At 70.6% G+C, this 24,470-nt stretch carries 24 protein-coding genes; 11 read left to right on the top strand and 13 right to left on the bottom strand.

Features of this window, described 5'->3' with window-relative positions:
- The first annotated feature begins 131 nt into the window (after window positions 1-131).
- From ACGFNP_RS01830 to ACGFNP_RS01820, 3 genes are all read left to right on the top strand, one after another.
- Window positions 132-740 carry an NYN domain-containing protein gene (locus ACGFNP_RS01830; protein WP_393313701.1) on the top strand — a complete coding sequence of 203 codons (609 nt, stop codon included), beginning with the start codon at window positions 132-134 and terminating at the stop codon, window positions 738-740.
- Window positions 741-857: 117 nt separating this feature from the next.
- A complete protein-coding gene (locus ACGFNP_RS01825) occupies window positions 858-1,679 on the top strand; it encodes an alpha/beta hydrolase (RefSeq protein ID WP_393313698.1) in 822 nt (273 codons plus the stop codon).
- A 582-nt stretch (window positions 1,680-2,261) separates the two neighbouring features.
- A complete protein-coding gene (locus tag ACGFNP_RS01820) occupies window positions 2,262-3,278 on the top strand; it encodes an alpha/beta fold hydrolase (protein ID WP_393313695.1) in 1,017 nt (338 codons plus the stop codon).
- Between the two features lie 20 nt (window positions 3,279-3,298).
- Here ACGFNP_RS01820 and ACGFNP_RS01815 read toward each other — a convergent pair whose 3' ends face one another.
- Window positions 3,299-6,022, bottom strand: a complete 2,724-nt coding sequence (locus tag ACGFNP_RS01815) for a BTAD domain-containing putative transcriptional regulator (protein ID WP_393313692.1) — start codon at window positions 6,020-6,022, stop codon at window positions 3,299-3,301.
- 81 nt (window positions 6,023-6,103) lie between these two features.
- Here ACGFNP_RS01815 and ACGFNP_RS01810 point away from each other — a divergent pair, with 81 nt between their 5' ends.
- Window positions 6,104-7,021: a M23 family metallopeptidase gene (locus ACGFNP_RS01810; protein ID WP_393313689.1), complete on the top strand. Its 918-nt coding sequence runs from the start codon at window positions 6,104-6,106 to the stop codon at window positions 7,019-7,021.
- Window positions 7,022-7,200: 179 nt separating this feature from the next.
- Complete coding sequence (locus tag ACGFNP_RS01805; RefSeq protein ID WP_358333917.1) at window positions 7,201-7,671, top strand: pyridoxamine 5'-phosphate oxidase family protein; 471 nt, start codon at window positions 7,201-7,203, stop codon at window positions 7,669-7,671.
- A 27-nt stretch (window positions 7,672-7,698) separates the two neighbouring features.
- Here the strand turns inward: ACGFNP_RS01805 and ACGFNP_RS01800 are convergent, their stop codons facing one another.
- From ACGFNP_RS01800 to ACGFNP_RS01780, 5 genes are all read right to left on the bottom strand, one after another.
- Entirely contained in the window at window positions 7,699-8,460 is a 762-nt protein-coding gene (locus ACGFNP_RS01800; RefSeq protein ID WP_358333914.1) for an SDR family oxidoreductase, read from the bottom strand.
- Between the two features lie 101 nt (window positions 8,461-8,561).
- Window positions 8,562-9,182, bottom strand: a complete 621-nt coding sequence (locus ACGFNP_RS01795) for a maleylpyruvate isomerase N-terminal domain-containing protein (RefSeq protein WP_358333911.1) — start codon at window positions 9,180-9,182, stop codon at window positions 8,562-8,564.
- Window positions 9,183-9,248: 66 nt separating this feature from the next.
- Complete coding sequence (locus ACGFNP_RS01790; protein ID WP_358333908.1) at window positions 9,249-10,064, bottom strand: alpha/beta hydrolase; 816 nt, start codon at window positions 10,062-10,064, stop codon at window positions 9,249-9,251.
- A gap of 141 nt (window positions 10,065-10,205) precedes the next feature.
- Window positions 10,206-11,414, bottom strand: a complete 1,209-nt coding sequence (locus ACGFNP_RS01785) for an FAD-dependent oxidoreductase (RefSeq protein ID WP_393313685.1) — start codon at window positions 11,412-11,414, stop codon at window positions 10,206-10,208.
- A 120-nt stretch (window positions 11,415-11,534) separates the two neighbouring features.
- Window positions 11,535-12,506, bottom strand: coding sequence for an Lrp/AsnC family transcriptional regulator (locus tag ACGFNP_RS01780; RefSeq protein ID WP_393313683.1), 972 nt, complete (start codon window positions 12,504-12,506; stop codon window positions 11,535-11,537).
- A gap of 190 nt (window positions 12,507-12,696) precedes the next feature.
- On the opposite strand from ACGFNP_RS01780, the gene ACGFNP_RS01775 reads away from it, so the two are divergent.
- From ACGFNP_RS01775 to ACGFNP_RS01765, 3 genes are all read left to right on the top strand, one after another.
- Window positions 12,697-13,317, top strand: coding sequence for a hypothetical protein (locus ACGFNP_RS01775; RefSeq protein WP_393313681.1), 621 nt, complete (start codon window positions 12,697-12,699; stop codon window positions 13,315-13,317).
- 125 nt (window positions 13,318-13,442) lie between these two features.
- The gene (locus ACGFNP_RS01770; protein ID WP_393313678.1) at window positions 13,443-14,012 is read left to right on the top strand and encodes a TetR/AcrR family transcriptional regulator; all 570 of its coding nucleotides are present in this window, start codon (window positions 13,443-13,445) and stop codon (window positions 14,010-14,012) included.
- Complete coding sequence (locus ACGFNP_RS01765; protein ID WP_393313675.1) at window positions 14,005-14,427, top strand: thioesterase family protein; 423 nt, start codon at window positions 14,005-14,007, stop codon at window positions 14,425-14,427. Before ACGFNP_RS01770 ends, ACGFNP_RS01765 begins: the two co-directional genes overlap by 8 nt.
- Before the next feature lie 73 nt (window positions 14,428-14,500).
- Here ACGFNP_RS01765 and ACGFNP_RS01760 read toward each other — a convergent pair whose 3' ends face one another.
- The gene (locus tag ACGFNP_RS01760) at window positions 14,501-16,120 is read right to left on the bottom strand and encodes a GMC family oxidoreductase (protein ID WP_393313672.1); all 1,620 of its coding nucleotides are present in this window, start codon (window positions 16,118-16,120) and stop codon (window positions 14,501-14,503) included.
- A 59-nt stretch (window positions 16,121-16,179) separates the two neighbouring features.
- On the opposite strand from ACGFNP_RS01760, the gene ACGFNP_RS01755 reads away from it, so the two are divergent.
- Window positions 16,180-16,845 carry a DJ-1/PfpI family protein gene (locus ACGFNP_RS01755; RefSeq protein ID WP_358333886.1) on the top strand — a complete coding sequence of 222 codons (666 nt, stop codon included), beginning with the start codon at window positions 16,180-16,182 and terminating at the stop codon, window positions 16,843-16,845.
- Window positions 16,846-16,998: 153 nt separating this feature from the next.
- A complete protein-coding gene (locus ACGFNP_RS01750; RefSeq protein ID WP_358333883.1) occupies window positions 16,999-17,835 on the top strand; it encodes an alpha/beta hydrolase in 837 nt (278 codons plus the stop codon).
- Here ACGFNP_RS01750 and ACGFNP_RS01745 read toward each other — a convergent pair.
- Window positions 17,751-18,467 (bottom strand): TetR/AcrR family transcriptional regulator, encoded by a 717-nt coding sequence (locus ACGFNP_RS01745; protein ID WP_393313667.1) that lies wholly within the window; start codon window positions 18,465-18,467, stop codon window positions 17,751-17,753. The two genes, ACGFNP_RS01750 and ACGFNP_RS01745, sit on opposite strands and share 85 nt — an antisense overlap.
- A gap of 197 nt (window positions 18,468-18,664) precedes the next feature.
- Here ACGFNP_RS01745 and ACGFNP_RS01740 point away from each other — a divergent pair, with 197 nt between their 5' ends.
- Entirely contained in the window at window positions 18,665-19,027 is a 363-nt protein-coding gene (locus ACGFNP_RS01740; protein WP_393313664.1) for a hypothetical protein, read from the top strand.
- A 48-nt stretch (window positions 19,028-19,075) separates the two neighbouring features.
- On the opposite strand, the gene ACGFNP_RS01735 is transcribed toward ACGFNP_RS01740, so the two are convergent.
- From ACGFNP_RS01735 to ACGFNP_RS01715, 5 genes are read right to left on the bottom strand one after another with little or no spacing between them, the layout of a single operon-like run.
- On the bottom strand, window positions 19,076-20,050 hold the full coding sequence (locus ACGFNP_RS01735) for an oligopeptide/dipeptide ABC transporter ATP-binding protein (RefSeq protein WP_393313661.1): 975 nt from the start codon (window positions 20,048-20,050) through the stop codon (window positions 19,076-19,078).
- A complete protein-coding gene (locus tag ACGFNP_RS01730) occupies window positions 20,047-21,024 on the bottom strand; it encodes an ABC transporter ATP-binding protein (protein WP_393313658.1) in 978 nt (325 codons plus the stop codon). Before ACGFNP_RS01730 ends, ACGFNP_RS01735 begins: the two co-directional genes overlap by 4 nt.
- Window positions 21,021-21,953, bottom strand: coding sequence for an ABC transporter permease (locus ACGFNP_RS01725; RefSeq protein WP_393313656.1), 933 nt, complete (start codon window positions 21,951-21,953; stop codon window positions 21,021-21,023). Before ACGFNP_RS01725 ends, ACGFNP_RS01730 begins: the two co-directional genes overlap by 4 nt.
- On the bottom strand, window positions 21,950-22,897 hold the full coding sequence (locus tag ACGFNP_RS01720; protein ID WP_393316562.1) for an ABC transporter permease: 948 nt from the start codon (window positions 22,895-22,897) through the stop codon (window positions 21,950-21,952). The genes ACGFNP_RS01725 and ACGFNP_RS01720 overlap by 4 nt, the downstream gene beginning before the upstream one ends.
- A gap of 2 nt (window positions 22,898-22,899) precedes the next feature.
- On the bottom strand, window positions 22,900-24,432 hold the full coding sequence (locus ACGFNP_RS01715; protein ID WP_393313653.1) for an ABC transporter substrate-binding protein: 1,533 nt from the start codon (window positions 24,430-24,432) through the stop codon (window positions 22,900-22,902).
- Window positions 24,433-24,470: the final 38 nt, after the last annotated feature.

Here is a 24,470-nt window from a genome sequence, read left to right as displayed (position 1 = left end):
ATCAGCCGTCCAATGCATTGCTATCGCCAACGTTTGTGATGCGTCTGCGGTTGAGCCGGCCGCGCCCCTGGGGGTCTCGGGCAGGCCGGCTGGCCGTACATCTCATTCATCGCAACGAGGGGGACACGACCATGGCTACCGGATACGGAGCGGCCAGCACCGTCCTGAACAGCGGCAGCAGATGGATCGCCTACATCGACGCGGCCAACCTGTACTACGGGATCTGCGAGACGGCGGGCCCGGACTACTGGCGCGTGGACGTCGTCAGGATGTGCGACCAGGTGCTGAAGAAGTACAACGGCACGCTCACCAAGGTGAAGTACTTCACCACCGCGCTGAGCGGCCAGGCCGGGGTGGATCAGCGGAAGTTCGAGCAGGACACCATCAGCGTCTACGCCAAGCAGTTCCAGCCGTTCATGGGGCAGGCCAAGTACGACGACAAGACCGGCAGCTTCAAGGAGAAGCAGGTCGACGTGCGGCTGGCGGCCCAACTGGTCGGCGACCTGTGCACCGGCGAGTGCGAGGCGGCGCTGGTGGTCAGCTCCGACTCCGACCTGGCCGCGGCGATCCGCGAGGCGAGGTACTACGCGCCGGGGAAGACCATCGTGGCGGCTCATCCCGACGGCGTACGCTCCGGCGCCTACACCGGGGTGGTCAACGAGGCCATCCTGATCGACGCCGGTCTGTACAGAAATGCCGCACGCCTGGACGTCACGCTCGAAAGGTCCCGCAGGAAGTAGACCGACCCGCGTGCTCCCGCCGTCCGGCCCGACCGGACGGCGGGAGATCTACTTTGTAAAGGGCGTGGCCGCTGGCTAGTCTTGCTCACCCTTGCCTCCGATCGAACGAGACGCTCCATGACCCACCCGAACGTGGCAGAACTCCGCGAAAACTCACGTCGGCGACGCGCTGACCGGCCCAAGGGGCCCGATCTGAGCCAGGTGGAGAATCTCCGCGGCCCGAACGGCATCCCGCTGCGCCACTACCGGCCGGCCGAGCAGCCACGACCGCTGGTGGTGTTCGCGCACGGCGGCGCCTTCATCTTCGGCGACCTCGACACCCATGACCGCACGTGCCGGCGCATCGCCGAGGCCTGCGACGTGGAGGTGCTGGCCGTCGACTACCGGCTCGCGCCCGAGCACCCCTGCCCGGCGGCCATCGAGGACATGGCCGCGGTGCTGCGCTGGGCGCGCCCGGCGGCGGTGGCGGGCGACAGTTCGGGTGGTTATCTGGCGACCATGGCGTGCCTGCGACTGCGCGACGGCGGCGATCCCCTGCCCGGCCTGCAGATCCTGATCTGCCCCAACACCGATCTGACGCTCGCGCAGCCCAGCGTCCTCGACAAGGGCACCGGTCACTCGCTCGACGCCGACTTCCTCGCCGGGGCCATCGCCTGCTGGACGCCGGACCCCGCCGACCGCGCACCCGCCAGCCCGCTGCTGGCACCAGATCTGCGCGGCATGCCCGACACGCTCATCGTGACCGCCGAACACGACGCGTTGCGCGACGAAGGCGACGCCTACGCCCGTCGACTGGCGCAGGCCGGCGCGCACGTGGTGCACCGCCAAGAACCTGGCCTGGAGCACGGCTTCATCCAGAACATGGACCTGACCTCTCCAGAAGCGGCCGCCGCCCACAAGCGGCTGTTCGACGACATCGCCGCCCTGATCCACAGCTGAGCCAGCCGTACTCCGAGCCCGAACGCGGCACCACCGTCGCCTCGGCGGTGGTGGCGTTGGCCCGCCCTCGGTGGTGATCGCGACCTGCTACTTGTACGGGTCGCCGTCGGGCAGCCAGGCGTGCGGCGCGTGGATTCCGTGGTCGCCGACCCCCGTCGGTGAGGGCGTCGACGGCGGCCAGGACGGCGGCGCGGACTTCGCCGCGGCGCCAGACCAGGGACCAGGTCCAGTAGGCCTCCGGTGCGGTCAGCGGGCGCAGGACCAGGTCGGGCGGTAGCCACCGGCGCCCACCTGCGGTTTCCCCGCTCGGTCGCCCTGCTGACCGCCGGGTACTCCATCGGCCGGATCCTCGGACCACTCGTCGTCACCCCCTGGTGCTGGTCGTCGCCGCGGTGGTCCTGCGGATCGGGTTCCCCCACCACACGGAGTAGGTAGGGAACATCGTCCCTGGTAGCAGGCGTACGCTGGACATTCGACAGGCGCCGCTCCCGCTCTCTTGACGCGACATGGCGCCGGTGTCTCGGCGGGTTACGGCCCCTGACGACCGAGGCGATTCAGGTGGCGCCCCCAGGGAGGGCTCAGATGATCAACAGACGAGCTTTCGGCAAGATGGTGGGCGCGGGAGCGGCCGCGGCCTTGCTCGGGAACCGCCCCGGCCTCTCCTGGGCGGCAACGCCCCACGAGCCCGCGCTGAGGAACACGTCCTTCGGTCCGCTCAAGCAGATCAACGCCGGCGTCCTGAATGTCGGCTACGCCGAAGCGGGTCCCGCCGATGGCCCCGCGGCCGTCCTGCTGCACGGCTGGCCCTATGACATTCACAGCTATGTCGACGTCGCGCCTTTGCTGGCGGCGGAGGGCTACCGGGTGATCGTCCCGTATCTGCGCGGCCATGGCACCACGCGTTTCCTCTCGGACAAGACATTCAGAAACGCCCAGCAGGCGGTGATCGCGCTCGATGTCATCGCTTTGCTGGACGCCCTCAAGATCGAGCAGGCGACCCTCGCCGGTTTCGACTGGGGATCGCGGACGGCGGACATCATCGCGGTGCTCTGGCCGCGGCGCTGCAAGGCCCTGGTCTCCGTGACCGGCTACCTGATCACCAACCGGGAGAGCAACAGGAAACCGCTGCCACCGAAGGCCGAGTGGGCGTGGTGGTATCAGTATTACTTCGCCACGGAGCGGGGCCGGCTCGGCCTCGAGGAGAACCGGCACGATTTGGCGAAGCTCATCTGGAAGTTCAACTCCCCGACGTGGGATTTCGATGATGCGACGTTCGATCGCACCGCGGCGGCCTTCGAAAATCCGGACTACGTCAGCATCGTGATCGGTAATTACCGATGGCGGCTGAGTCTGGCCGAAGGTGACCCACGATATGACCGGCTCGAAAAGCGGCTTGCCGAAGGCCCCGTCATCGCCGTACCCACGATCACCCTGGACGGTGAGTCCGATCCCTTCACGCCCGCTGGGGACGGCGCGGTTTATCGCGGCAAGTTCTCCGGCAAGTACGCGCATCGGACCCTGCGCGGAATCGGGCACAACGTGCCACAGGAAGCGCCGCAGGCCTTCGCCGCGGCCGTCGTCGACGTCAACGGTCTCTGATCGACCAGGAGGAGAGCTGGTCAGACGGCTTCCGCGGCGAGGGAGCCCCTGAGCGCCACGGCCTCGCTCAGGTAGTCGCGGGCCAGCTCGGCCCGGCCCGCCGAGCGATGCAACTCGCCGAGGAGTTCGGCCGAGGACGCCTGCCCGCTGCGGTCGCCGAGCTGCTTGAAGACCGCCCGCGAGCGTTCGAGGCCCGTGGAGGCGGGGACGAGATCGCCGCGCGCGGCCTGGAGCCCCGCCAGCCGCTGCAGAGCGTAGGCGCCGCAGTGCGGGTCGCCGAGGCTTTCGAAGATCTCCAGCGCGCGCTCGACGTGGTGGCCGCCGAGCTGGATGGACACGCAGCCCTCGCGGTGGACGTCGCCGAGCTCCTGGGCCAGGCGCAGCGCCTGCCCCAGCCAGCGCGCCGCCTGGACGGGGTCGCCGGACTTCAGCCAGACCCTGCCGATGGCCTGCCGGGTGAACGCCTCGCCGCTGAGATCGCCCGTCGAGCCGAACATCACCAGGGCACGCCGGAAATGCGACAGCGCGATGGGATGCCGGCCGCGGAACTGCGCGACGGCGCCGAGCCCGCAGATGGAGGTGGCCTCCGCCCGGGTGTCGCCGAACTCGCGGAAGGCCCGGCGAGCGCGGGCGAACATCTCCTCCGACTCGGCGTAGCGGTCCTGGTAGAGGCAGACCTGCGCGAGTCCGCGGAGCATGGCGGCCTCGCCGTAGGTGTCGCCCGCGGCCCTGGCGGCCGCCAGCGCGGTGCGGTGGGTGCGCTGCCAGGTGTCGAAGTGGCAGCGAAGGTCGAGGTAGGGGACCATCGCGGCGGCCAGTCCCCACGCCTGCTCGGCCATGCCGGCCGCCGCGGCCAGGCTCACGGCGTCCTCCAGCGCCCCGTGTTCGACCTCGAACCAGGCCACCGGGTCGGCGGTGAGCCTGTCGAGGGTGCCGCGCGGCAGCAGCCAGCGTTCCGCGGCGGCCGAGCTGAGGGTGAACACCGTCGTCGGCAGCTTGGCGGTGGCCAGCTCGGTGGTCGCGGTCCATCCGGCGACCACCCTGGCGAGCGCGGCGGGATCGGGATCCTGTTCGAGCGCGTGACATCGGACCAGATCGGGAAGCTGGTAGCGCGGCTGGCCGAGCCGGTCGGTGCCGACCAGCCGTAACAGGTCGGCGTCCATGAGGGAGTCGGTGACGTCGTCCGCGCGATGCCTGTCGAGCACGGCGTCGACCACCCAGCCGGGTATCGGCGCGCCGCTCAGCCTGCCGAGGGTGTGCAGGGCGCGGGCGGCCTCGCCCGGCAGGCCCCGGTAGCTGTGGTCGAGGCCCGTACGCACGTCGAGGTCGCCGATGCGCAGCTCGCCGATCCTGCGGTGCTCGTCCATGAGCCGGCTCTGGAACACCGCGAGCGGCCAGCCGGGCCGCGCCGCCAGCCGGGCCCCCGCGATCCGTACGGCCAGCGGCACGAACCCGCACGCCCGTACGATCGCCGCGGCCGCCTCCGGCTCCCGCGCCGTCCTGGCCTCGCCGACGATCCCGCGCAGCAGATCTTCGGCCTCGTACCTCGACAGCGGCTTCAGCTGGATCTGGAGCGCGCCGGGCAGCGCGGTGAGCTTCGTCCTGCTGGTCACGATCACCGACGGCCCGCGGCCCGGCAGCAGGGGCCGTACCTGCGAGGCGTCCATGGCGTCGTCGAGCACCACGAGCATCGGGCGGTCGGCGAGGATCGAGCGGTACAGAGCCGAGCGTTCGGCGGGGGAGTCGGGGATCGAGGCCGCGCCCATCGCCCTGAGCGCCTGTGCGAGCAGGTCGGCGGGGTCGTTGGCGGCCAGGCTGAGGAACAGCTGCCCGGCGGGGAACCGGTCCGCGAGGGCGTAGGCGTTGTGTACGGCCAGCGCGCTCTTGCCCGAGCCCGGCGGACCCGAGATCACCGCGAGGGAGAACGGGCCCGCGAGCGCCACCGACTCGTTGACGCGGCCCACGAAGTCGGGCACGTCAGGGGGAAGCTGCCTGGGGACGGGCACGACCGCCTCGCTCACCCGCACCGCGCCCGCGGCCACGACCGGCGGCGGGCCGCCGTCGAGCACCTTGGCCTGCGCCTCGCGCAGCCCCGCTCCCGGCTCCACACCCAGTTCGGTGACCAGCTGCCGCCTGATCGTGGTGTAGCAGGCCAGCGCCTCCGCTTGCCGGCCGCTCCAGTGCAGGGCGAGCATGAGCTGCCCCCACAGGTCCTCGCGGAAGGGATGTTCCGCGCACAGGGGACGTAGCAGGGCGACGGCCTCGCCGTACTCTCCCTGTTCGAGGCGGGCGGTGATCAGCTCGCGGGCGGCGGCCAGCCGTACCTCGTGAAGGAGGGCGAGCCTGCGCGTCCACAGCGGATGCTCCGGCAGGTCGGACAGCGGCGCACCGCGCCACAGCGCGAGCGCGGCGGCCAGCGAGCCGGGGTCGCGGCGAGCCACCAGGTGCTCGAACCGCAGCAGATCGAGGTCCTGGGGGGCGACGTCGATCAGGTAGCCGGCGCCCTCGGCGCGGATGCGCGCGCCGAGAGATGAGCGCAGGGAGCTGGCGTAGGTGCGCAGGTTCGCCTGCGCCGAGCGGGGCGGGCGTTCCCACAGCACCTCGGCCAGCAGGTCCGCGCTGACGAGATGGTTGGCGTCGAGAAGCAGCGTGGCCAGCAGCATGCGCGGCTTCCTGCCGGAGATGCGCAGTGGCCGCCCTCCGGCCAACGCCTCCAGCGGGCCGAACACCTGGAAGGACACCATGGCAGCCTTCTGTATGTTTTTTGTACGGATCATTCCCAATCTGGGCCCTAACAAGACACATTCGGTGCAGAAGGGGTCCAAGTGAAATTCGGAGTAGTCGCGGTCGCGGCCTTAGCCCTGTTCTTCAGCGTCGCCGCCGCCGACCCGGGCGATGAGGGCGGCGACCCGCCCAACCAGGTGACGGCGGACGTGAGCGTCATGGCCACCAACTTCCAGCTGCCCTTCCCCTGCGGGCAGTCCTGGACCGGCAACTCCAGCGGGAGCAGCGCCCACGTGTCGTGGGAGATCGATTTCAACAGGGGCAGCACGGCCGACGCCGACCTCGGCGACCCCGTGGTGGCCGCCGCGGCGGGCACGGTGGTCATCTCCGCCCACCAGGGCTCCACCAACGGCTACGGCAACCTCGTCAAGATCGACCACGGTGGCGGCTGGGCGACCTACTACGCGCACCTGAACGTCCGCTCGGTCAGCGAGGGCGACACCGTCGCCCAGGGACAGAAGATCGGCACCGTCGGCAACACCAGCAAGCCCGGCAACAACATCTCACCCCACCTCCACTACGAGGTACGGCTCGGCAGCAACTATCCGTCCAACATCCAGAAGGCCGTCTTCAACGGTACGACCTACGGCTACCCCATCCAGACGCTGACCTCCAAGAACTGCGGCAACACCACCAACCCGTACACCCCGCAGGAAGTCTGCGGCGACGGCTACAGCGTGATCGACTCGGCGGCCCTCGGCACCTCGGGCAAGGTCTACCTGCTCTACAACAGCTCCACCGGCTACAACTGCGTCACCACGCTGAAGAGCACCTCCCTGGGCACCGCCACGGCGACGACCGCCTACCTGGAGGTGCAGGGAAGCAGCAGGATCACCGATACGGGCAACTTCTCCTACTACGCGGGGCCGGTACGGGCCTCGGCGGCGGACAAATGCGTGAAGTGGGGCGGTAAGGCAGGCTCCTCCACCTACGACAGCGGCTTCGAACACTGCACCTGATCAACCGAGCTCCGGGCAGGGCCTCCACAGCGCGGTGGAGGCCCTGCCCGCCTGAGTTCATGTCGCCGGCCGAACACGCCTGGGTCCTGCACCCGGACACGATCGGTGGTGTGTACGAACGGTCGACGAGCAGCCGGCGGGATCGTCATTTTGTCGGTGCCGTCGTTCATGATGCTCGCATGACGTCGTGGAAAGAGTTCGAGCTCCAGGCTCCCGGGCTGGCGGCGGTCGCTCGGCAGGTGATGGAGCGTCACAAGCACAAGGTGCTGGCCACGCTCCGTAAAGACGGTTCGCCCCGGGTGAGTGGCACCGAGTCGCGTTTTGACGGCGGCGAGCTGTGGATGGGGTCCATGGCCGGCGCGGTCAAGGCGCTCGACCTGCGGCGGGATCCGCGCATGGCGATCCACGTCACCTCGCCCGACCCCGATGAGGCCGATCCGTCGTCATGGGCCGGCGACGTGAAGCTGGCCGGGCGGGCGGTCGAGATCACCGATCCGAAGGTGCTGGCCGAGGCGGGCCTGCCCAACACCGATTCCCACCTGTTCAGGATCGACCTGTCCGAGGTGGTGTGGACCCGGGTCGAAGGGGACGAGCTGGTCATCGACACCTGGCACGAGGGCGCGGAGGTCCGGCACATCCGCCGTCAGTAATCTACAAAGTAAAGGCGCTCGGCCGACTCAGTGAACGAAAAAGCCACCATCGACGAACAGCATCTGGCCGGTGACAAACGCGGAGGCGTCACCGGCCAGAAACACCGCGGCACCGGCGAAATCGTCCGGCACGCCGTTACGGCCGACCATGTGACGGGCCGCGAGCGCCTCGACCCGGCCGGGGATGGCCTGGGCCGGCTCGGTCAGCGGCGTCAGCACGAAGCCGGGGATGATCGTGTTGACGCATACGCCCTGGCGTGACCAGGCTTCGGCCTGCGACCGGGTGAGTCCGGCGATGCCTGCCTTGGCCGCACCATACGCACCGCTGTTGCCGAACGCGCTGACGGTCTGCTGGGAGCCCACGTTGATGATCCGTCCCCAGCCCCGTTCGGCCATGCGCGGGCCGAAGTGCTGGCCGAACAGGTAGGGGGCGGTCAGGTTGACGGCGATCGTCTGCTCGTAGTCGTCGTCGGTGAGCTCGGCCATGGGCTTGCGGATGTTGTTGGCGGCGTCGTTGACCAGGATGTCGATCCGGCCGGCGCCGGCGCAGACCCGTTCCACGGCGGCGCGGTCACCGAGGTCGGCGCTGATGCGGGAGGCCGTCACGCCGTGCTGCTCCAGCTGCTGCACGGCCTTGTCGAGCTCGGCCTCCCGGCGAGCCACGATCACGACCTCGGCGCCGGCCCGGCCGATCGCTTCGGCCATGGCGTAACCGATGCCGGAACTTCCGCCTGTCACCAGGGCCCGCCGGCCGGCAAGGGAGAACAGATCACGCAGGTAGTCGGACACGAACGGTCAAATTAGCATCCCGGGCGAGGCTGCTCACGGCGGGGCTTGCTTGGACGGGCATGTGTCCTGGCGAGCTGCGGGTAAGGCCTGGTCATCGAGGGCTAACCCAGCAGCGGGAACCTCACGTCGTCCGACGGCAGCCGTCCCGTGGCCTCCAGGACGTAGGTGGGCAGATCCAGCTGGGACGGCCGGGCCGTACCGAGCAGGCCGTCGAGCGTCTCACCCGCGAGCTCCAGCGCCTCCGGCGCGGGCGGATGATCCGTCGAGAGGTCGAGGTGGTGGATGGCGGCCTCGGTGGCCAGGGTGGCCAGGAAGTCGGGGACGGCGAGGACGTGGCCTTGCGTCGCGACGAACCCGGCGGGGTCCGTGGCCAGCGCCGCCCGCACCGCCGCGGGGGCGGTGTCCTGCCAGACCCGCACGACGCCGGAAGGCCGCGCGAAGGCGGAGGCGGATCTGCGTACCCACCAGGCGTGGCCGTCCGCGCCGTCCACGCCTGGCGTGAAGGGAGTCCAGTAGGTCACGTAGTCGACGTCGGGCGGCCCGTCCGCCGGGGTGGCGAGGGTGACGAGTGCGCGCTGGGCGTCGCAGAGCATGTGGAAGAGCAGGTCGACGGCGGCCCACCCTGCGCACCTGGTGGGCTGGAGCAGGTCGATCCCGCTCACCGCCGCCGTGAGCTCCCGGTAGGCGGCGGCGAAGGCGGTGCGGGCGCGGTCGATGTCCATGTGTCAATCTTGCGCGAGCGTTCCATGCGTGCCTTCACCCGCCGGGGCGCGCCTGCACGCGGTGCCTCAGACGGTGGTGAGCCAGGCGCGGATTTCGTCCATGAGCGGGACGGGCGCGTCGTGGTGGACCAGGTGACCGGCGGCGTCGATCAGCGAGAGTTCGGCGGCGGGGATCAGGCTCTGCAGGCGCCGGGCGATATCGGTGGGGATCCACGCGTCACAGGAGCCCCACAGGATCCTTACGGGGATACTGATGCGGCTCAATCGCTCTTCGTTCTCTTCGAGGAAGCGCTCGTCGTAGTGGGCGATCTGCCGGTAGAAGGCGGGCTGGCCTTCCTCTCCCGTCCACGGCCGCACGAGGGCGTCGAGATCGTCCTCGCGTAGGCCGCGGTGGCTCGCGCCCTGAATGTAGGCGCGCACGATGGCGGTGTGGATGTAGGCCGGTAGCCCTGCCAGGACGTCGGGATGGTCTTGCACGAAGGTGAAGAAGGGCGAGCCGCTGGGCGGGATGGCCACGACGTCGACGAGCATGAGCGAGGCGTAATCGACGCCCAGGGTCAGGTGCGTGCGCAGGGATACGGCACCGCCGAAGTCGTGGGCGATCACGTGTGGCCGGTCCAACCCCCAGTGCGTGAGCAGCGCCGCGAACGCATCGGCCTGCGCGCCGAAATCCACGGGATGCTCGGCATGCTTGGACGAACGGCCATATCCGGGCATGTCCCACAGGTAGACGGTGAAGTCGCGGCTCAAGGCCTCCGCGAACGGCTGCCACAACACCGACGAGAACGGCGTGCCATGGCAGAACACCACGGCCGGACCCGCGCCCGCGCGTCCCCAGGCAATCTGCCTTCCACGCCACTCGAATCGCTCCGTCAACTCCATGACTGGCAATGTTAGTAAGTCGCGCTCAGTCTCCCGGCGGCAGGTCTTAGGCCCATCGATCAGGCCGAACGGGCGCCGGTCACCGCGTGGCTGTCGTCCTGTCCATCAGGCAGAGCGTGGCCGGGGGATGGCCTCGTCCGGTTATGCCGTGGGGAGCGGGTTCTGGCCGAGGAAGCGGTGGCCGTTGTCGGCGGAGGCACGTACTGCGGCGAACCCGTAGTCGATCATGGCCGTCTCGTAGTCACGCACCGCCGCCACGAGCGGGCGTCCGTGTGCCGCCTTGTTCAGCGCGTCCGCCAGCGTGGCCGCGTCACGCAGCGCGGTGTTGGCGCCCACCCCGCCCGCCGGGCTCATCGCGTGGATGGCGTCACCCAGCAGGGTGACGGCAGTGGTGGGCCATGCCTCGATGGGGACGCTCGTACGCAGTACGGCGGGGAAGATGCTGGCCGGATCCCACTCCCGCGCGATGCGCTGGACGCGGGGATGCCAGCCGTCGATCAGGTCCAGCACCATCGCGCGGAGCTCGGCGCCGGTCATCCGGTGGAGTTCGTCGTCGGTGCGGGGCAGGTGCTCAGCGCGGATGCCGAAGCTGCAGGTCATGTAGTCCTGAACGGCGCGGAGCCGGACGGCGGGGGCGTGCCGGAGCGCGGCCTGGTGGAGCGGCTCTGGGAACTCCACCGGCGCCACCCCGATGAACGCGTTGCGGGGGCCGACGATCGCGGTGAAGACGTTGAACATGTCGTCGCTGAACAGCCCCTGGGTCCGGTCATTGAGCGGGATCTTGCCGTAGAGCTGGCGCAGGCCGGTGTCCACGACGCGGGCGTGGGGGAGGAGCCGGCGGCGGATGACGGAGTTCACGCCGTCGGCGGCCACGAGCACGTCGCCGGTCACGGTGCTGCCGTCGGCGAAGTGGGCGGTGACACGGCTGTTCGCGGTGGTGACGACGTCGTTTTCAGCGCGGTCGGTTTCGAAGCCGGTGCAGGTCTTGCCGAAGGTGACGATGTCTTCCAGCCCGGCCAGCAGGATCTGGCGCAGGGTCAGCCGGTCGACCGCCAGGGGCGCGGGTCCGGGCTCCGCTTCGGCCGTCCATCGCGGGACGAGCTGCTCGTCGAGGAAGACCGAGCGGGGGCCGGGTGTCCCGGCGGTGGCCAGGAACAGCTGCCACAGCCGTGGTGGCAGGGCGTGTTCGAGGGCGCGACGGCCGTCGGCGTTGATGTGGAGGCGGTAGCCCTGGTCGCGGAAGACCGGTGTCGGGTCCTGCTCGTGTACGGAGACGCTGATGCCGTCCTGGCGCAGCCGCTGGGCCAGGCACAGGCCGCCGAGACCGGCGCCGATGACGATCACATGCATGGTGGTGGATCCCTTCTGGTCGTCGGCAACTGTCGGCGCTTGACGCGGGTGAAGGCGAGCCAGGAGCGGCGATGTGGCGGTTTCCGGCACGAGGGGCGGTGCCGAAGACGGAATCCGATGTCACGTGGGCAGGATGGCGCCTGCTCGCTTGACGGTCCGGATCAGCGGTGCCGTCTCGACGTGCCGTACGGCCTTCAGTGATCCGATGCGCTCGGTCAGGTACCGGTACAGATCGCGGGAGTCCCGGCACGTGACGCCGGCGAAGAGGTTGGCGGGACCCGTCGTGGCGGCGGCCACGGTGACCTCCGGGTGCAGGGCCAGGGCCTCGCCCACGGCGGCGAGCTTGGCGGGCTTGACGGACATCCACAGCCAGGCCTCGGCGTGGAAGCCGAGGGGTTCGGGTGGGATGTCGACGTCGAAGTAGACGATCCCGGCCTGCCGCAGGTGCCCCAGGCGCCGCCGTACGGTCGACTCCGACCAGCCGGTGATCACGGCCAGGTCGGTGTGCGGGGTGCGCCCGTCCTTTGACAGGGTCTCCAGCAGCGCGTGGTCCGCTTCGTCGAGCCGGATGGATTCGTCGGGCACGACGGGGGGTGGAGGCTGGAGTTCGGCCGCCTGCTCGGTGGACAGTGCCCGCAGGCCCGCCCAGCCCGCCGGTCCACCGGCGAACCTGTGCAGCATGCGGTGCGCGGTGACGCCCACCACCTGCCGGCTGCGGGGGAGTTTCTCCAGGAGGAGCGCGTCGCGTTCGGCGGGGGTACGGGCCAGGGTGCCGCAGGCGATCTCGGTGCCGCCGGAGAGCAGGCTCACCCAGGCGGTGTCGTTGCGGCGGGCCAGGGCGGAGGCGACCGCGCTTCCGGCGTCCGGGGTGCAGCGCAGGCGGATCGCCCACGAAACGTAGTCGAGCCGGAACCCGTCGACCACCCCGACGACGCGGAGTATCCCGGCCGAACGCAGCCGCCGGTAGCGGCGGGCGATCGTGTTCTCGGAGACGCCGAGCACTTCGCCGATCTTGCTGAAGGGTGCTCGGCCGTCGATCTGGAGAGCGTGTGCCAGGCAGCGGTCCAGGCGGTCCAGCGTGACGGTTTCCATCTGGGTAAGGTATCCCTGTGCCGGTTACGGGCATGCTGACGGCCTCCCGTGGCTGTTCGGTCTGCCGCATGGGCGCGCGCGGGAGGCGTCCGGAGACGGATTTCATCGCCTGCCGGGCAGCGTGGTGGCGTCAAAGGTGAGCTGCGACGTCGAGCTTGCATTGACGCCATTATGGCGCCATAGTGATGCCATGGATCTCGCGCCGTACGTCGACAATCTGCGCCGCGAACTCGCGGTCGCCGCCGAAGCGGGTGGCGACGATGCGCGCGCGCTCGCCGAGCGCCTCACCTCGCCGCTGGAGTCGGCCACGCGGCTCGTGCTGCTGGAGGCGTTGTCCGCCGCCGCTGACGAGATTACCCGTGAGCTCGCGCCGGGATCGGTCGATGTGCGGCTGCGCGGACGCGACCCCTCCTTCGTCGTGACACCGCCGCCCATGGACCGCTCGCTGGATGAGGAGAGCGAGGGCGGTTTCGACGCGCTGCCGGGTGGGGCGGCCGGTCGGCGGTGGTCGGGTTCTGGAGTTCCAGCGGGACGAGGGGCTCCGGGAGCCCGGGGGGCTTCGGAGGCGGCCTCGGCGTCGACGGCGGTGCCGCAGGACGGTGAGGAGGGTGGCACGTCGCGGATCTCGCTGCGGGTCCCCGAGCAGCTCAAGCCGCGTATCGAGGAGGCGGCCAGCCGCGAGGGGCTCTCCGTCAACGCCTGGCTCGTCCGGGCCGTCTCCGCCGCACTCCAGCCCGAGGGCGCGGGCGGCCGTTCAGGGTGGCGCGAGGATCCGAAGGGGGGCCGACGCTACACCGGCTGGGTTCGCTAGCGCGGCAGGCGAGGGCTTTCACGTCCAGCGCCGGTGATCGCGTGCGGGGCGTTCGTCATCTGCCGCTGCCTGTCTCCCTTCCAGGCGAAGGTTGTACGGGGTTACAGACCTGTAAGTATGGCGTCGTGGAGAAGTACAGTCCCGGTGGGCGGCGGTTGCTGGAAGTGGCCACCGAGGTGTTCTACGCCGAAGGGATCCGGGCCACCGGCGTGGACGCGCTGGTGGAGCGGGCAGGGGTGTCAAAACCCACCCTGTACGCCCAGTTCGGGTCGAAGGAGAACCTGGTGGCCGCCGTACTGGAGTGGCGGCGCGCCGTACGGCAGGCGGGGCTGACCGAGTTCCTCGTCGAGAACGGCGGGTCGGCCCAGGAGCGGCTGCTGGCGGTGTTCGACTGGCTGGCGCGGGGGCACCGGAGTGAGGGGTTTCGCGGGTGCCCGTTCACCAACGCCGCGGTGGAGCTGCCCGATCCGGACCATCCGGCGCGCAAGGTGATCTCCGATTACAAGGGGTGGCTGCGGCAGCGGCTGACCGAGCTGGCCGAGCGGGCCGGACTGGCCGACCCGGAGGAATTGGGTTACGCGTTTTTGCTGCTCATCGACGGGGCCAATGCCCGCGTCGTGGTGGATGGGGATCGGTCGGCGATGCTGCGGGCCAAGGCCGCGGCCGCCCGGATGATCGGTGGAGCGCATGGCTGAAGGGTTGGTCGCGGGGCTGGAGCACGAGTTCGCGTTCCTGGTGCCGCCGAGCAAGGTCGTGGCGGGGCTGTATCCGGAGTCGGCGGAGTTCGGGGTGATGCCGCCGGTGTTCGCCACCGGATTCCTGGTCGGGCTGCTGGAGTGGGCGTGCGTACGGGCCGTCCTGCCGTACCTGGACTGGCCGCGCGAGCAGACGGTCGGCACGCGCGTCGACATCACTCATCAGGCGCCGACGCCGGCGGGGATGACGGTGACCTGCCGGGTGCGGCTGGTGTCGGTGGAAGGGCGGCTGCTGCGGTTCGAGGTGGCGGCTGAAGACGGCGTGGATGTCGTCGGTGAGGGTACGCACGAGCGGGTGATCATCGACGCCGAGCGGTTCACCGCGCGGGCCCTGGCCAAAGGCCGCCCGGCCTGAATCAGGCCGGGGAGCTGCTCTCGCGTTGAGTATGCCGGACGCGGCGAGGGTCGCGGAAGGGCGTTGGGGCGCGTCAGGCCAGTGTGCGTACAAGGTGCTCGGCGAGAGCGACGACGGGAAGGTTCGTTGTGGCCCGGGGGATCACCGGGATGATCGAGGCGTCGATGACCCAGAGGTTGTCGGCGCCGTACAGCCGCCCGGAGGTGTCGACGACGGCTCCCGCGTCCGGGTCCGTGCCGATCGCGCACGTGCCGACGGGGTGCCAGTAGTGGGCGGCGGCGGCGCGCATCGCGGCCTCGCCCGCTCGCGGGCCGTCTTGTGGGGTCGTGGAGAATTCAGCTCGCCGGTCCGCCATGAATGCCGCGGTGAACTCGTCGAGAGGCCGCCCCAGAAGCGGCGCCAGCGCAGGTGAGGCGGCCATGCGCCGGCACAGGTCGATGCCGTGCCGCAACACCGCCAGGTCGCGTCCCTCGGGGTCGGTCAGGTAGGCGTGGTCGACGACCGGTCTGGTTCCGGGGTCGGGCGAGATCAGCCGCAGGGCGCCCCGGGACTGCGGCGTGAGGCAGGCGGCGGGCAACACGCAGGTCCAGCCCGCGGATTCTCTGCCGGTCCACGGAAGGAGATGCAGGTCGTACGGCGCCCGGCCGCCGGGCGAGAGCGCCTTGCCGATCACCTGCTCGTCCGGGACCGCCGCCCGCTCGCGCTCGTAGCCGGCGAGTCGTCGCACCAACTCGTCGCTCGCGGCGAACCGCAGCTCCAAGGTGGGGTGGTCGTGCAGGTTGCGGCCGACGCCGGGCAGGTCGAGGCGGGGTTCCACGCCGAGGGCGGCCAGCTCGCCGGCCGGTCCGACGCCGCTGCGCAGCAGTACTTCGGGACTGCCGTACGCGCCGCCGCACAGGACGAAGCGGTCCGCCTCCACGGTGAGCCGCTCCTGCCCGCGCCGCACATGCGCGCGGCGGACCACCGAGCCGTGCAGTTCGAGGCGGTCGACCAGCGCGTGGTCGACCACACGAAGCCGCGCGCCGCCGCGCTCGGGGACCAAGGAGCCCTGTATCGGGTCCAGGGCGCCGTGCCCTCGGCCAAGGTAGCCCCGAACCGGGTCCAGGTAGGCGAACGCGCTGTTCCAGCGGACGCCGTCAGGGTTGTTGACCGGCGACGGGCCGCAGCCGGCGCCGGCGAACAGGTCGTCCAGGTCATCCGTGCGCGGCACGCCGGAGAGGATCATGGCGTCCATCGCCGCGGCCTGGAACGGGGTGAGCTCGTCGTCGGAGTCCCGGCGGACGCGGAGCCTGGCCGCGCCCTGCCTCATCAGCTCGGTGACCGACGTGTCGGTCCAGGACAGCCCCCATGACCGGTAGTCGGCGGCGTGGCCGACGGTCTGGGAGCAGCCGTTGTGGGATGAGCAGCCGCCGATGACGCGGGCGCGATCGAGCGGCAGGTCGCGTGCGGGGAGGGCGCCGGGGCCCCGGTATCCCCAGTCGTGCGTCTCCGGCAGCGTGGCGCTGTCGAGCAGCTCGCGGGGCCAGCGCCCGGAGGCGAACGGCCCGTAGTCCGGTCCGGCCTCCACGACCACCACGGACAGGGAGGTGGTCTCGATCAGGCGCCCGGCGACGACCGCCCCGGCGGTGCCGCCGCCGAGGATGGCGATGTCCGCGCGAACGCGCTGGTCTAAGTCGTTTCCAACGCCTACCATGGAGCGAGTTTAATCGATCGGTCGATAAAATCAACCAGCTGACGAGAGCGGGCAAGAACGTGGACGTCGCCATCCTCATCTACGAAGGTTTCACCTCCCTGGACGCCACCGGGCCGTTCGAGGTGCTGAGGCGCCTGCCCGATCCCCGGGTGTGCTTCGTCTCGGCCACGCCCGGGATGTGCGCCGCCGATCAGCCCGGTTTCGGGCTGGTGGCCGAGCCGCTGGAGAGCATGGAGCGGCCGGACATCGTGGTGGTCGCCGGCGGCAGCACCACCCAGGGCCTGCTGGCCGACGAGACGGTTCTGGCCTGGCTGCGCCGGGTGCACGAGACGAGCACGTGGACGACGTCGGTGTGCACCGGATCGCTGCTGCTCGGGGCCGCGGGCCTGCTCCGGGGCCGTCAGGCCACCTCGCACTGGTACGAGCTGGACAGCCTGCGCTGCTTCGGCGCCGAACCGGTGTCCAGGCGCGTCGTGGAGGACGGGAAGATCATGACGGCCGCGGGCGTGTCCTCCGGCATCGACATGGCGCTGCTGCTCTGCGACCGGCTGATGGGCCCGGCCTACGCCCAGGCCGTGCAGCTGGGGATCGAGTACGACCCTCAGCCCCCGCACGACGCGGGCTCGGTGGCCAAGGCCCCGGCCGAAGTGGTCCGGTTCATGCGGGACAACATGGAGCGGCACTACGGCCCCTCCTGGGATCGGCGGGCCGTTCAAGGCTCGTAAGCCCTCCACCCGGGTCCGTGCGATTCCGACGTACGTCACCTCGTTCGGCGCGCAGGCTTGCCCCTGTATAGAATTACGTTCATAATTCAATAATCGACGTGATGCCGAGGGGGCTTGACCGTGAACGATGCACAAGATGTACGAGGCGATGTGGTGACGTCATACAAGAACGCACCGACCCGCACCATCGCGGTCGGCGGAGGGACCTTCGCCTACCGCGAGCTCGGTCCCCAGGGCGGCGTCCCGGTGGTCTTTCTCCACCACCTCGCCGCGGTCCTGGACAACTGGGACCCTCGGGTCGTCGACGGCATCGCCGCCAAGCGGCGGGTCGTCACGTTCGACAACAGGGGCGTTGGCGCATCTACCGGGTCGACGCCGCGGACCATCCAGGCGATGGCCGAGGATGCCGTCACCTTCATCCGGGCGCTCAGGTTCGAGCACGTCGATCTCCATGGCTTCTCGATGGGCGGCATGATCGCCCAGGCCATCGCGCAGACCGAACCGCGACTCGTCCGCAGGCTGATCCTCACGGGCACCGGTCCCGCGGGCGGCGAGGGCATCAAGAACGTGACCCGGTTGTCTCATCTCGACACCGTCCGAGGACTGCTCACTCTTCAGGACCCGAAGCAGTTCCTCTTCTTCACCCGCACCGCCAACGGGCGTCGGGCCGGAAAGGAGTTCTTGGCCCGCCTGAAGGAGCGCACCCACGACCGGGACAAGGCGATCTCCCTCACGTCCTACTTTGCCCAGCTCAAGGCCATTCACCGCTGGGGGCTGGAGCGGCCTCACGATCTGTCCGTCATCCACCAGCCTGTGCTCGTCGCCAACGGCGACAGCGACAGGATGGTGCCGTCGAAGAACTCGGCCGACCTGGCGCGGCGAGTGCCGAACGGCGAGTTGGTGATCTACCCAGACGCGGGCCACGGCGGCATCTTCCAGTTCCACGAGCAGTTCGTGGAGACGGCTCTTGAGTTCCTCGAGCGGAAGTAGGTGCCAGGCACGGTTACCGCGGCGGCAGGCGGCCACCCTGCCGCGGATTGACCGCCCCCCCAGCGCATGAAGGTGAGGGCGTTCTCAATTCCCTGCTCAAGGACCTCATCGGCGAACTTACGGTCGGAGAGGGCACGGGACAGTTGCAACGTCCCCACCATCATGGTGAAGAGCCCGATGGCCTTGCCGCGAGCGGACTGCGGATCCTCAGGTGCCAGGCGGGCTGCGATCTCTTCCACGATGGCCCTCGCACCGTCGGTGTAGGCCTGCTTGGTCCCGTCCCCGCACCGGCCGATCTCGTCGAGCAGGGCGGCGGAGGGGCATCCGACGCCGGGGTGGTCACGGTGCTCAGGCGACAGATACTCGCGAACGAGGTCCTCGAGCCCCGGGCGGCCGGTCCGCAGTGTGCCGTATCTGGCCACCTGCGTGCTCAGTTCGTTCGCGACGACGGTGGCGACGAGGTCGTCCTTGGAGGCGAAGTGGGCGTAGAAGGCGCCGTTGGTGAGCCCGGCATCCGACATCAGCGTGGAGACGCCCGAGCCGTCTATGCCGTCCTGCTTGAACCGATGTCCGGCCTTCTCGATGATCCGTTGCCGCGTCACCTCCTTGTGCTCCTTGGCATAGCGCACCACGAGCTTCCTCCATTCGCTCCGTTTGGCCCAAGCCTATTCTATTATATGACGTACGTAATATCATTAGAGCTTGACGATCATCTTCCCGGTTGTCGAAGCCGTCCACCACGGTCTCCTGGTAGCGGAGCTTGCCCTCGCCGAGCCAGCCGCCGACCTCGCGGACGAAGTCCGGCTGCAGGTCCAGCTCCTCGGTCACCATGAACGCCAGCATCTTCGAACGCGTCACGGACGGGTTCCACAGGTTGCGCGGCCCGACCACCTTCTCGCCGTTGTACTGGGAGACCATTCCGCACAGCCCGTTCGTGGCGGCGGCGGTGGAGGTCAAGTCGCCCGAGCATCCGGCGAGCCTGGTCGCCCGCCGCGGCAAGGACGCGCTGACCGCGTTCTTCCAGCAGGAGGCCGAGCGCGGCGGCGCCGAGGACCCCGCCTTGCTGGCACGGCAGCTGACCGTCGTGTTCGACGGGTCCAGCGCGCGGGCGGTCGTGCAGGCGCAGGGGCTCGACGGCCTCGCCGTCGCGACAGCCGGTGCCCTGCTCGACGGCGCCGGCATCCATCCGTGATCACCAGCGGGGGGCCGTAAGGTCACCCGCCGCGCCATGCGGAACCATTCAGAGCTCGAAAGCCTGTCCGTCGCGCCACGAGAAATGGCACCACACCCGCTGCCCGTCCCGCCGGTCCTCAGGTGGCTCCGCCTCACCGCACCGCTCGGCCGCCTGCGGGCAGCGCGGGTGGAAGCGGCAGCCGGGCGGGACCCGCAGGGGGCTCGGGGGTTCGCCCGTGAGCCCCTGAGCCCTGGCGCCGGGGCGCCGCCGGTGGCGGGAGGGGACCGCGTCGAGCAGGACGCGGGTGTACGGATGCCCCGGCCGTGCGAAGACCTCCGCGACGGGCCCCTCCTCCACGATGGACCCCAGATACATGACGGCGACGCGATCGCACAGCCCCCGTACGGTCGCCAGGTCGTGCGAGATGAACAGCACCGTCAGCCCGAGCCGCTCGCGCAGGTCGCTCAGCAGGTTGAGCACGGAGCCCGCCACCGACGCGTCGAGCGCGGCCACGGCCTCGTCGGCGACCAGCACCTCCGGCTCGACGGCCAGGGCGCGGGCGATCGCGACGCGCTGGCGCTGACCTCCGGACAGTTCGCGCGGGAGCGCGTGCGCCTGCCGTTCCCCCAGCCCGACCATCTCCAGCAGTTCCCGCGTCCGGAGCCCGACCTGCCCGGCGGGGACGGTGCGATCCCGGCGCAGCGGCTCGGCGAGCGTCTGCGACACCGTGCGGCGCGGGTCGAGCGAGGAACCCGGATCCTGGTAGATCATCTGTATCCGGCGGCGCATGCCCGGCGGGCGCCGCGCGGGTACGGGCACGCCGTCGAGCAGTACGCGTCCGGCGGACGGGGGAGCCAGGCCGACGATGGCGCGCGCGAGCGTGGACTTGCCGCAGCCGCTCTCGCCGACCAGGCCCAGGATCTCGCCCCGGCCCAGCTCCAGGTCGATCCCGTCGACCGCGCGGACGCGCCGCTGCCGCAGCAGCCCGGTCCGTACGGGGAAGTCCACGACGAGTCTCTCCACCCGCACCAGCTCGCTCATCTGTCCTCCAAGGTGTGCACGCAGGACGACCGGTGCCTGCTGTCGAGCCCGTCGACGCCGGGGACGAGGCCCGCGCAGGCCGCGACGTGGTGGGCGCAGCGCGCCAGGAAGCGGCAGGCGGAAATGTAGTCGGCCGGGGCGGGCGGGGAGCCCGCGATCGGACGGAAGCGGCCGATGGGCCCGTCGAGCGTGGGGACGGCGTCGATGAGGGCTCGGGTGTAGGGGTGCCGGGGCCGGTCCAGGACGTCCGGCGCCGGCCCCATCTCGATGATCTGGCCGGCGTACATGACGGCGACCACGTCCGCGATCTGGCGGATCACCGCGATGTCGTGGCTGACGAAGACCATGCCGAGTCCCCGGTCGGCGCGTGCGGCGTCCAGCAGCCGCAGGATCTCCGCCTGCAGCGTCACGTCCAGTGCCGTGGTCGGCTCGTCGCACAGCAGCACCCGCGGGTCGGTGGCCAGCGCCAGGGCGATCGCGACGCGCTGGCGCATGCCGCCGCTGAGTTCGTGCGGATAGGCGCCGAACCGCAGGGCGGGGTCGGGGACGCCGACCGAGGCCAGCAGCTCCACGGCCCGTCGCCTGGCCGCGGCCCGTGAGGTGGCGGTGCGGCGGCGGACGATGTCGGCGATGAAGGCTCCGACGCGGGCCGTGGGATCGAGCGAGGCGTGCGAGTCCTGGAAGACCATCGCCAGCCCGCGCCCTGCCGCCTGCCCGGGAGGGACGGCGTGGGGTGCGGCCCCGGCCCGCGGGCTCAGGCGGATCTCGCCGCCGGTGCGTTCGACGCCCGGTGGCAGCAGTCCCATGGCGGCGCGCAGGGTGAGCGACTTGCCGCACCCCGACTCGCCGACGATGCCGAGGCACTGCCCGGCGCCGACCGCGAAGGAGACGCCGTCGAGCACGGTCGGCGCCGGGCCGTCCCGGCGGACGGCGAGCCGCAGTCCGTCCACTTCGAGCAGCGGATGCGCGCTCATCCTCGCGCCTCCCCTCGACCACGGACCCGACCACGGACCCGACCACCGAGCCGACCACCGAGCCGACCACCAACCTGACCGCCGACCCGACCGCCAAGGCGGTCGCCGAGCCGGTCGCCCAGGGCGGCGATGCTCGATCCGAGGATCACGATCGTCAGACCCGGGAACGCCGCCAGCCACCAGTGGCTGCGCAGGAACAGCTGGGCCTCCGACACCATCGCGCCGAGCTCGGGCGTACCCGCCTTGACACCGAGCCCGAAGAACGACAGGACCGCGATGCCCTGCAGCGCCATCCCCATGTCGGTGGCCAGGTAGACCAGCGACTGGCGCAGCGCGTTCGGCAGCACGTGCCTGAACAGCACCGCGGTGTGCGACAGGCCGAGCAGGTAGCCGGCCGAGACGTAGTCGTGTTCCCGCACCCGGCGCACCTCGGTGCGGATGAGCCGCGCGTACACCACCCAGCCCAGCACGCTGAACGCGACCAGCAGCGACGCGGTGCCCGGACCCAGCACGAACACGAAGGCGATCAGCAGCACGTACACGGGCAACGCCTGGAAGATGTCGGCCACCCAGCGCAGCGCGGCGTCCAGGACGCCGCCGCGGTAGCCGGCCACCGCGCCGATCAGCGTGCCGGCCAGCATCGGCAACCCCGCGGCGAACACCATCAGCAGCAGGTCGGTACGGAGCGCGAACAGCAGCCGCGACAGCACGTCCCGGCCGAGCGCGTCCGTGCCGAGCAGGTGGGCGGCGCTGGGCGGCTGGAGCTGGTCGAGCGTCAGCAGGGCCGGGTCGGCCGGAGCCAGCAGCGGCGCGAGGACGGCGGCCAGGATCGCCAGCGCCAGCAGCCCGGCGGCCGCCGAACGGGTCCAGCCGGACGCGCGCGGTCTCACCGGTACGGCGGCGTCCAGGACCGGCGGGGGAGTGGTCATCGCCATGTCGTCCTCGGATCCAGGAGGGCGACCGCCAGGTCGGCGAGCAGGTTGATCCCGATGATGGCCGCTCCGAAGATCAGCGTGAGGGCCTGGACCACCGGGAAGTCGCGCTGGCTCGCCGCGTTGACCATCTCGGCCCCCAGCCCCGGCAGGCCGAACGTCTGCTCGACGATGACCGCGCCGAACAGCAGCGCGGCGGCCTGGACGGCCAGCAGCGTGACGGCCGGCGGCAGCGCGTTGCGCAGCAGGTGACGCCGGATCAGCGGCCACCCGGACAGGCCCAGCGACCGGGCGGTCGTCACGTGGTCGGCGGCGAGCACCTGGCGCAGGCTCGCGGCGCCGCTGCGGGCCAGCAGCGGCATCGCCGCCAGGCCGATCGTCAGCGAGGGCAGGACCATCGAGCGGAGCCGGTCGCCGGTGTCCCCGCCGAAGCCGCCGACAGGCAGCCAGCCCGTCCGCAGCGCCAGCACCGAGGCCAGCATCAGGCCCACCCAGAAGGGCGGGCAGTTGAGGATGACCGTGAGCGAACGCGCGCACACGCGGGCCGCGGGCGAGCGCGGGCGCAGCGCCATCAGCAGCGCGGCGGGCACCGCCAGCACCGTGCTGACGATGAGGCCGCCGAAGAGCAGCCACACCGTCACGGCGGCGCGCTCGCCCACGATGGTGGCGATGGGGATCCCGGTACGGTTCGACCGGCCCAGGTCCCCGCCGGACAGATTCACCACATATGTCCAGAACTGCGCGAGGATCGACTGGTCGAGCCCGAGATCGTGGCGGACCCACGCCACCTGTTCGGCGCTCGCCCGCGGCCCGGCGATCACCCGCGCGGGGTCGCCGGGCATCAGCTGCTGGAGCAGGACGACGATGAGCAGCAGCGCGAGCAGCACCGGCAGCACCTGGACCAGCCTGCCCGCCACGAAGCGCAACCGTCCGGCGGGCATGCTCACGCCGCCCAGAGCAGGTCGGCCGGATAGGACAGGAAGGGGGTGACCTTGAGGCCCTTCACCTTGGGGGAGACGGCGAAGAGGCGGTCGGGGAAGGCGGTCGGGATGTAGGGCAGGTTGTCATGGATCCAGGTCTCGGCCACGCGCACCGCCTCGGCCCGTTCCTGGTCGGTCCGGGCGACCTCCAGCCGGGCGAAGGCGTCGGAGATGGTCTTCATCGGCAGGCCGGAGTACAGCCCGCCGGTGGCCACGATGAGGCCGAAGATGTCGCCGACGGTCGGTGAGACGCTGCCGACCTCGCCCAGCGACAGGTCGTAGGTGCCCTTCGCCTGCCGGTCGACGAGTACCTGCACCTCCAGCTTCTGCAGGTCGACCTCGATGCCGGCGGCCCGCAGCAGCGCGGCGGCGGTCTCGCCCGCGCGGGTGGAGAACGGTGTCGTGGCGTCCACCACCAGCTCCACCTTCGTCCCCGGCCGGTAGGAGGACTGGGCCAGCTCCTGCTTGGCCTTCTGCACGTCGCTCTCGTACACGCACCCGCACCCGGCCGAGCCCTGGACCCGCGGCGGCAGCCCGCCCGTGGCCGGTACGGCCAGACCGCCGAACACCGCCTGGATGTAGCGGGCGCGGTCGATCGCCAGGCTGACCGCGCGCCGGAAATGCAGGTCGTTGCCCGGTTGCCGGGCGGCGTTGACGAAGATGCCGTGGATGGTCGCCGACGGATGGACGATCACCTGCTCGCCGCGCGGAATCTGGCTGGCCAGGTCGAGCGGCACCGCCTCGATGGCGTCGGCCTGGCGGCTCTGGTAGCGCAGCAACTGCTGGTTGGGGTCGGCGACGACGTCGTAGGTGAGGCGGTTCAGGTAGGGGCGCGCGGGGTCGTGGTAGCGCGGGTTGCGTTCCAGTACGAGCTGCTGGCCCGGCCGGTAGGAGGCCACGACGAAGGGGCCGGCGCCGATCGGCTTGGTGAAGAAGTCCTTCCGGCTCATCCCGCCGAAGTCCTTCGGCACGATGACCGAGGAGCCGTTGCTCAGCCAGGTGAGCGTGAACGTGCTCGCCTTGCTCATCTTGATGACCAGGGTCCGCGGGTCGGGTGTGGCGGTGCCGGTGATGGCGGCGTACAGCGTGCCGAGGGACAGTCCCTTGCGCCAGAGCTCGACGGAGAAGGCGGCGTCCTGCGAGGTCAGTGGCCGGCCGTCGCTGAAGGTCAGCCCGGGACGCAGCGTGAAGGTGATGGTCTTGGCCTTGGCGTCGAGCTTCCAGCTCTGCGCCAGGCCGGGTTCGATCGACGTGCCGTCGGGCGCGTAGCGCACCAGGCCCTCCATCACCTGCGGCAGGGTCTGGAACGTGGCGAGCTGGATGGCCTTGTCGGGGTCCCAGCCGTCGATGTCGGACGCGCGCAGGATCGTCAGGCTCCCGCCGCGTTTCGGCGTCCCGCCGTCACGGGGCGCTGCGTTCCCGGCGGGCGCGCCGCAGCCTGTGGCCAGCAGGGCCATCACCAGCAGGACGCGTCCCGCTGCCTTCCCTCGCATCATGGGCAATCACCATTTCGAACGATCGATAGATTAAGTGG

The sequence above is a fragment of the Nonomuraea sp. NPDC049269 genome, assembly GCF_043197155.1.
GTDB lineage: Bacteria > Actinomycetota > Actinomycetes > Streptosporangiales > Streptosporangiaceae > Nonomuraea.
The sequence above is the reverse complement of the archived record's forward strand: the minus strand, read 5'-3'. Positions and strand labels throughout refer to the sequence as shown.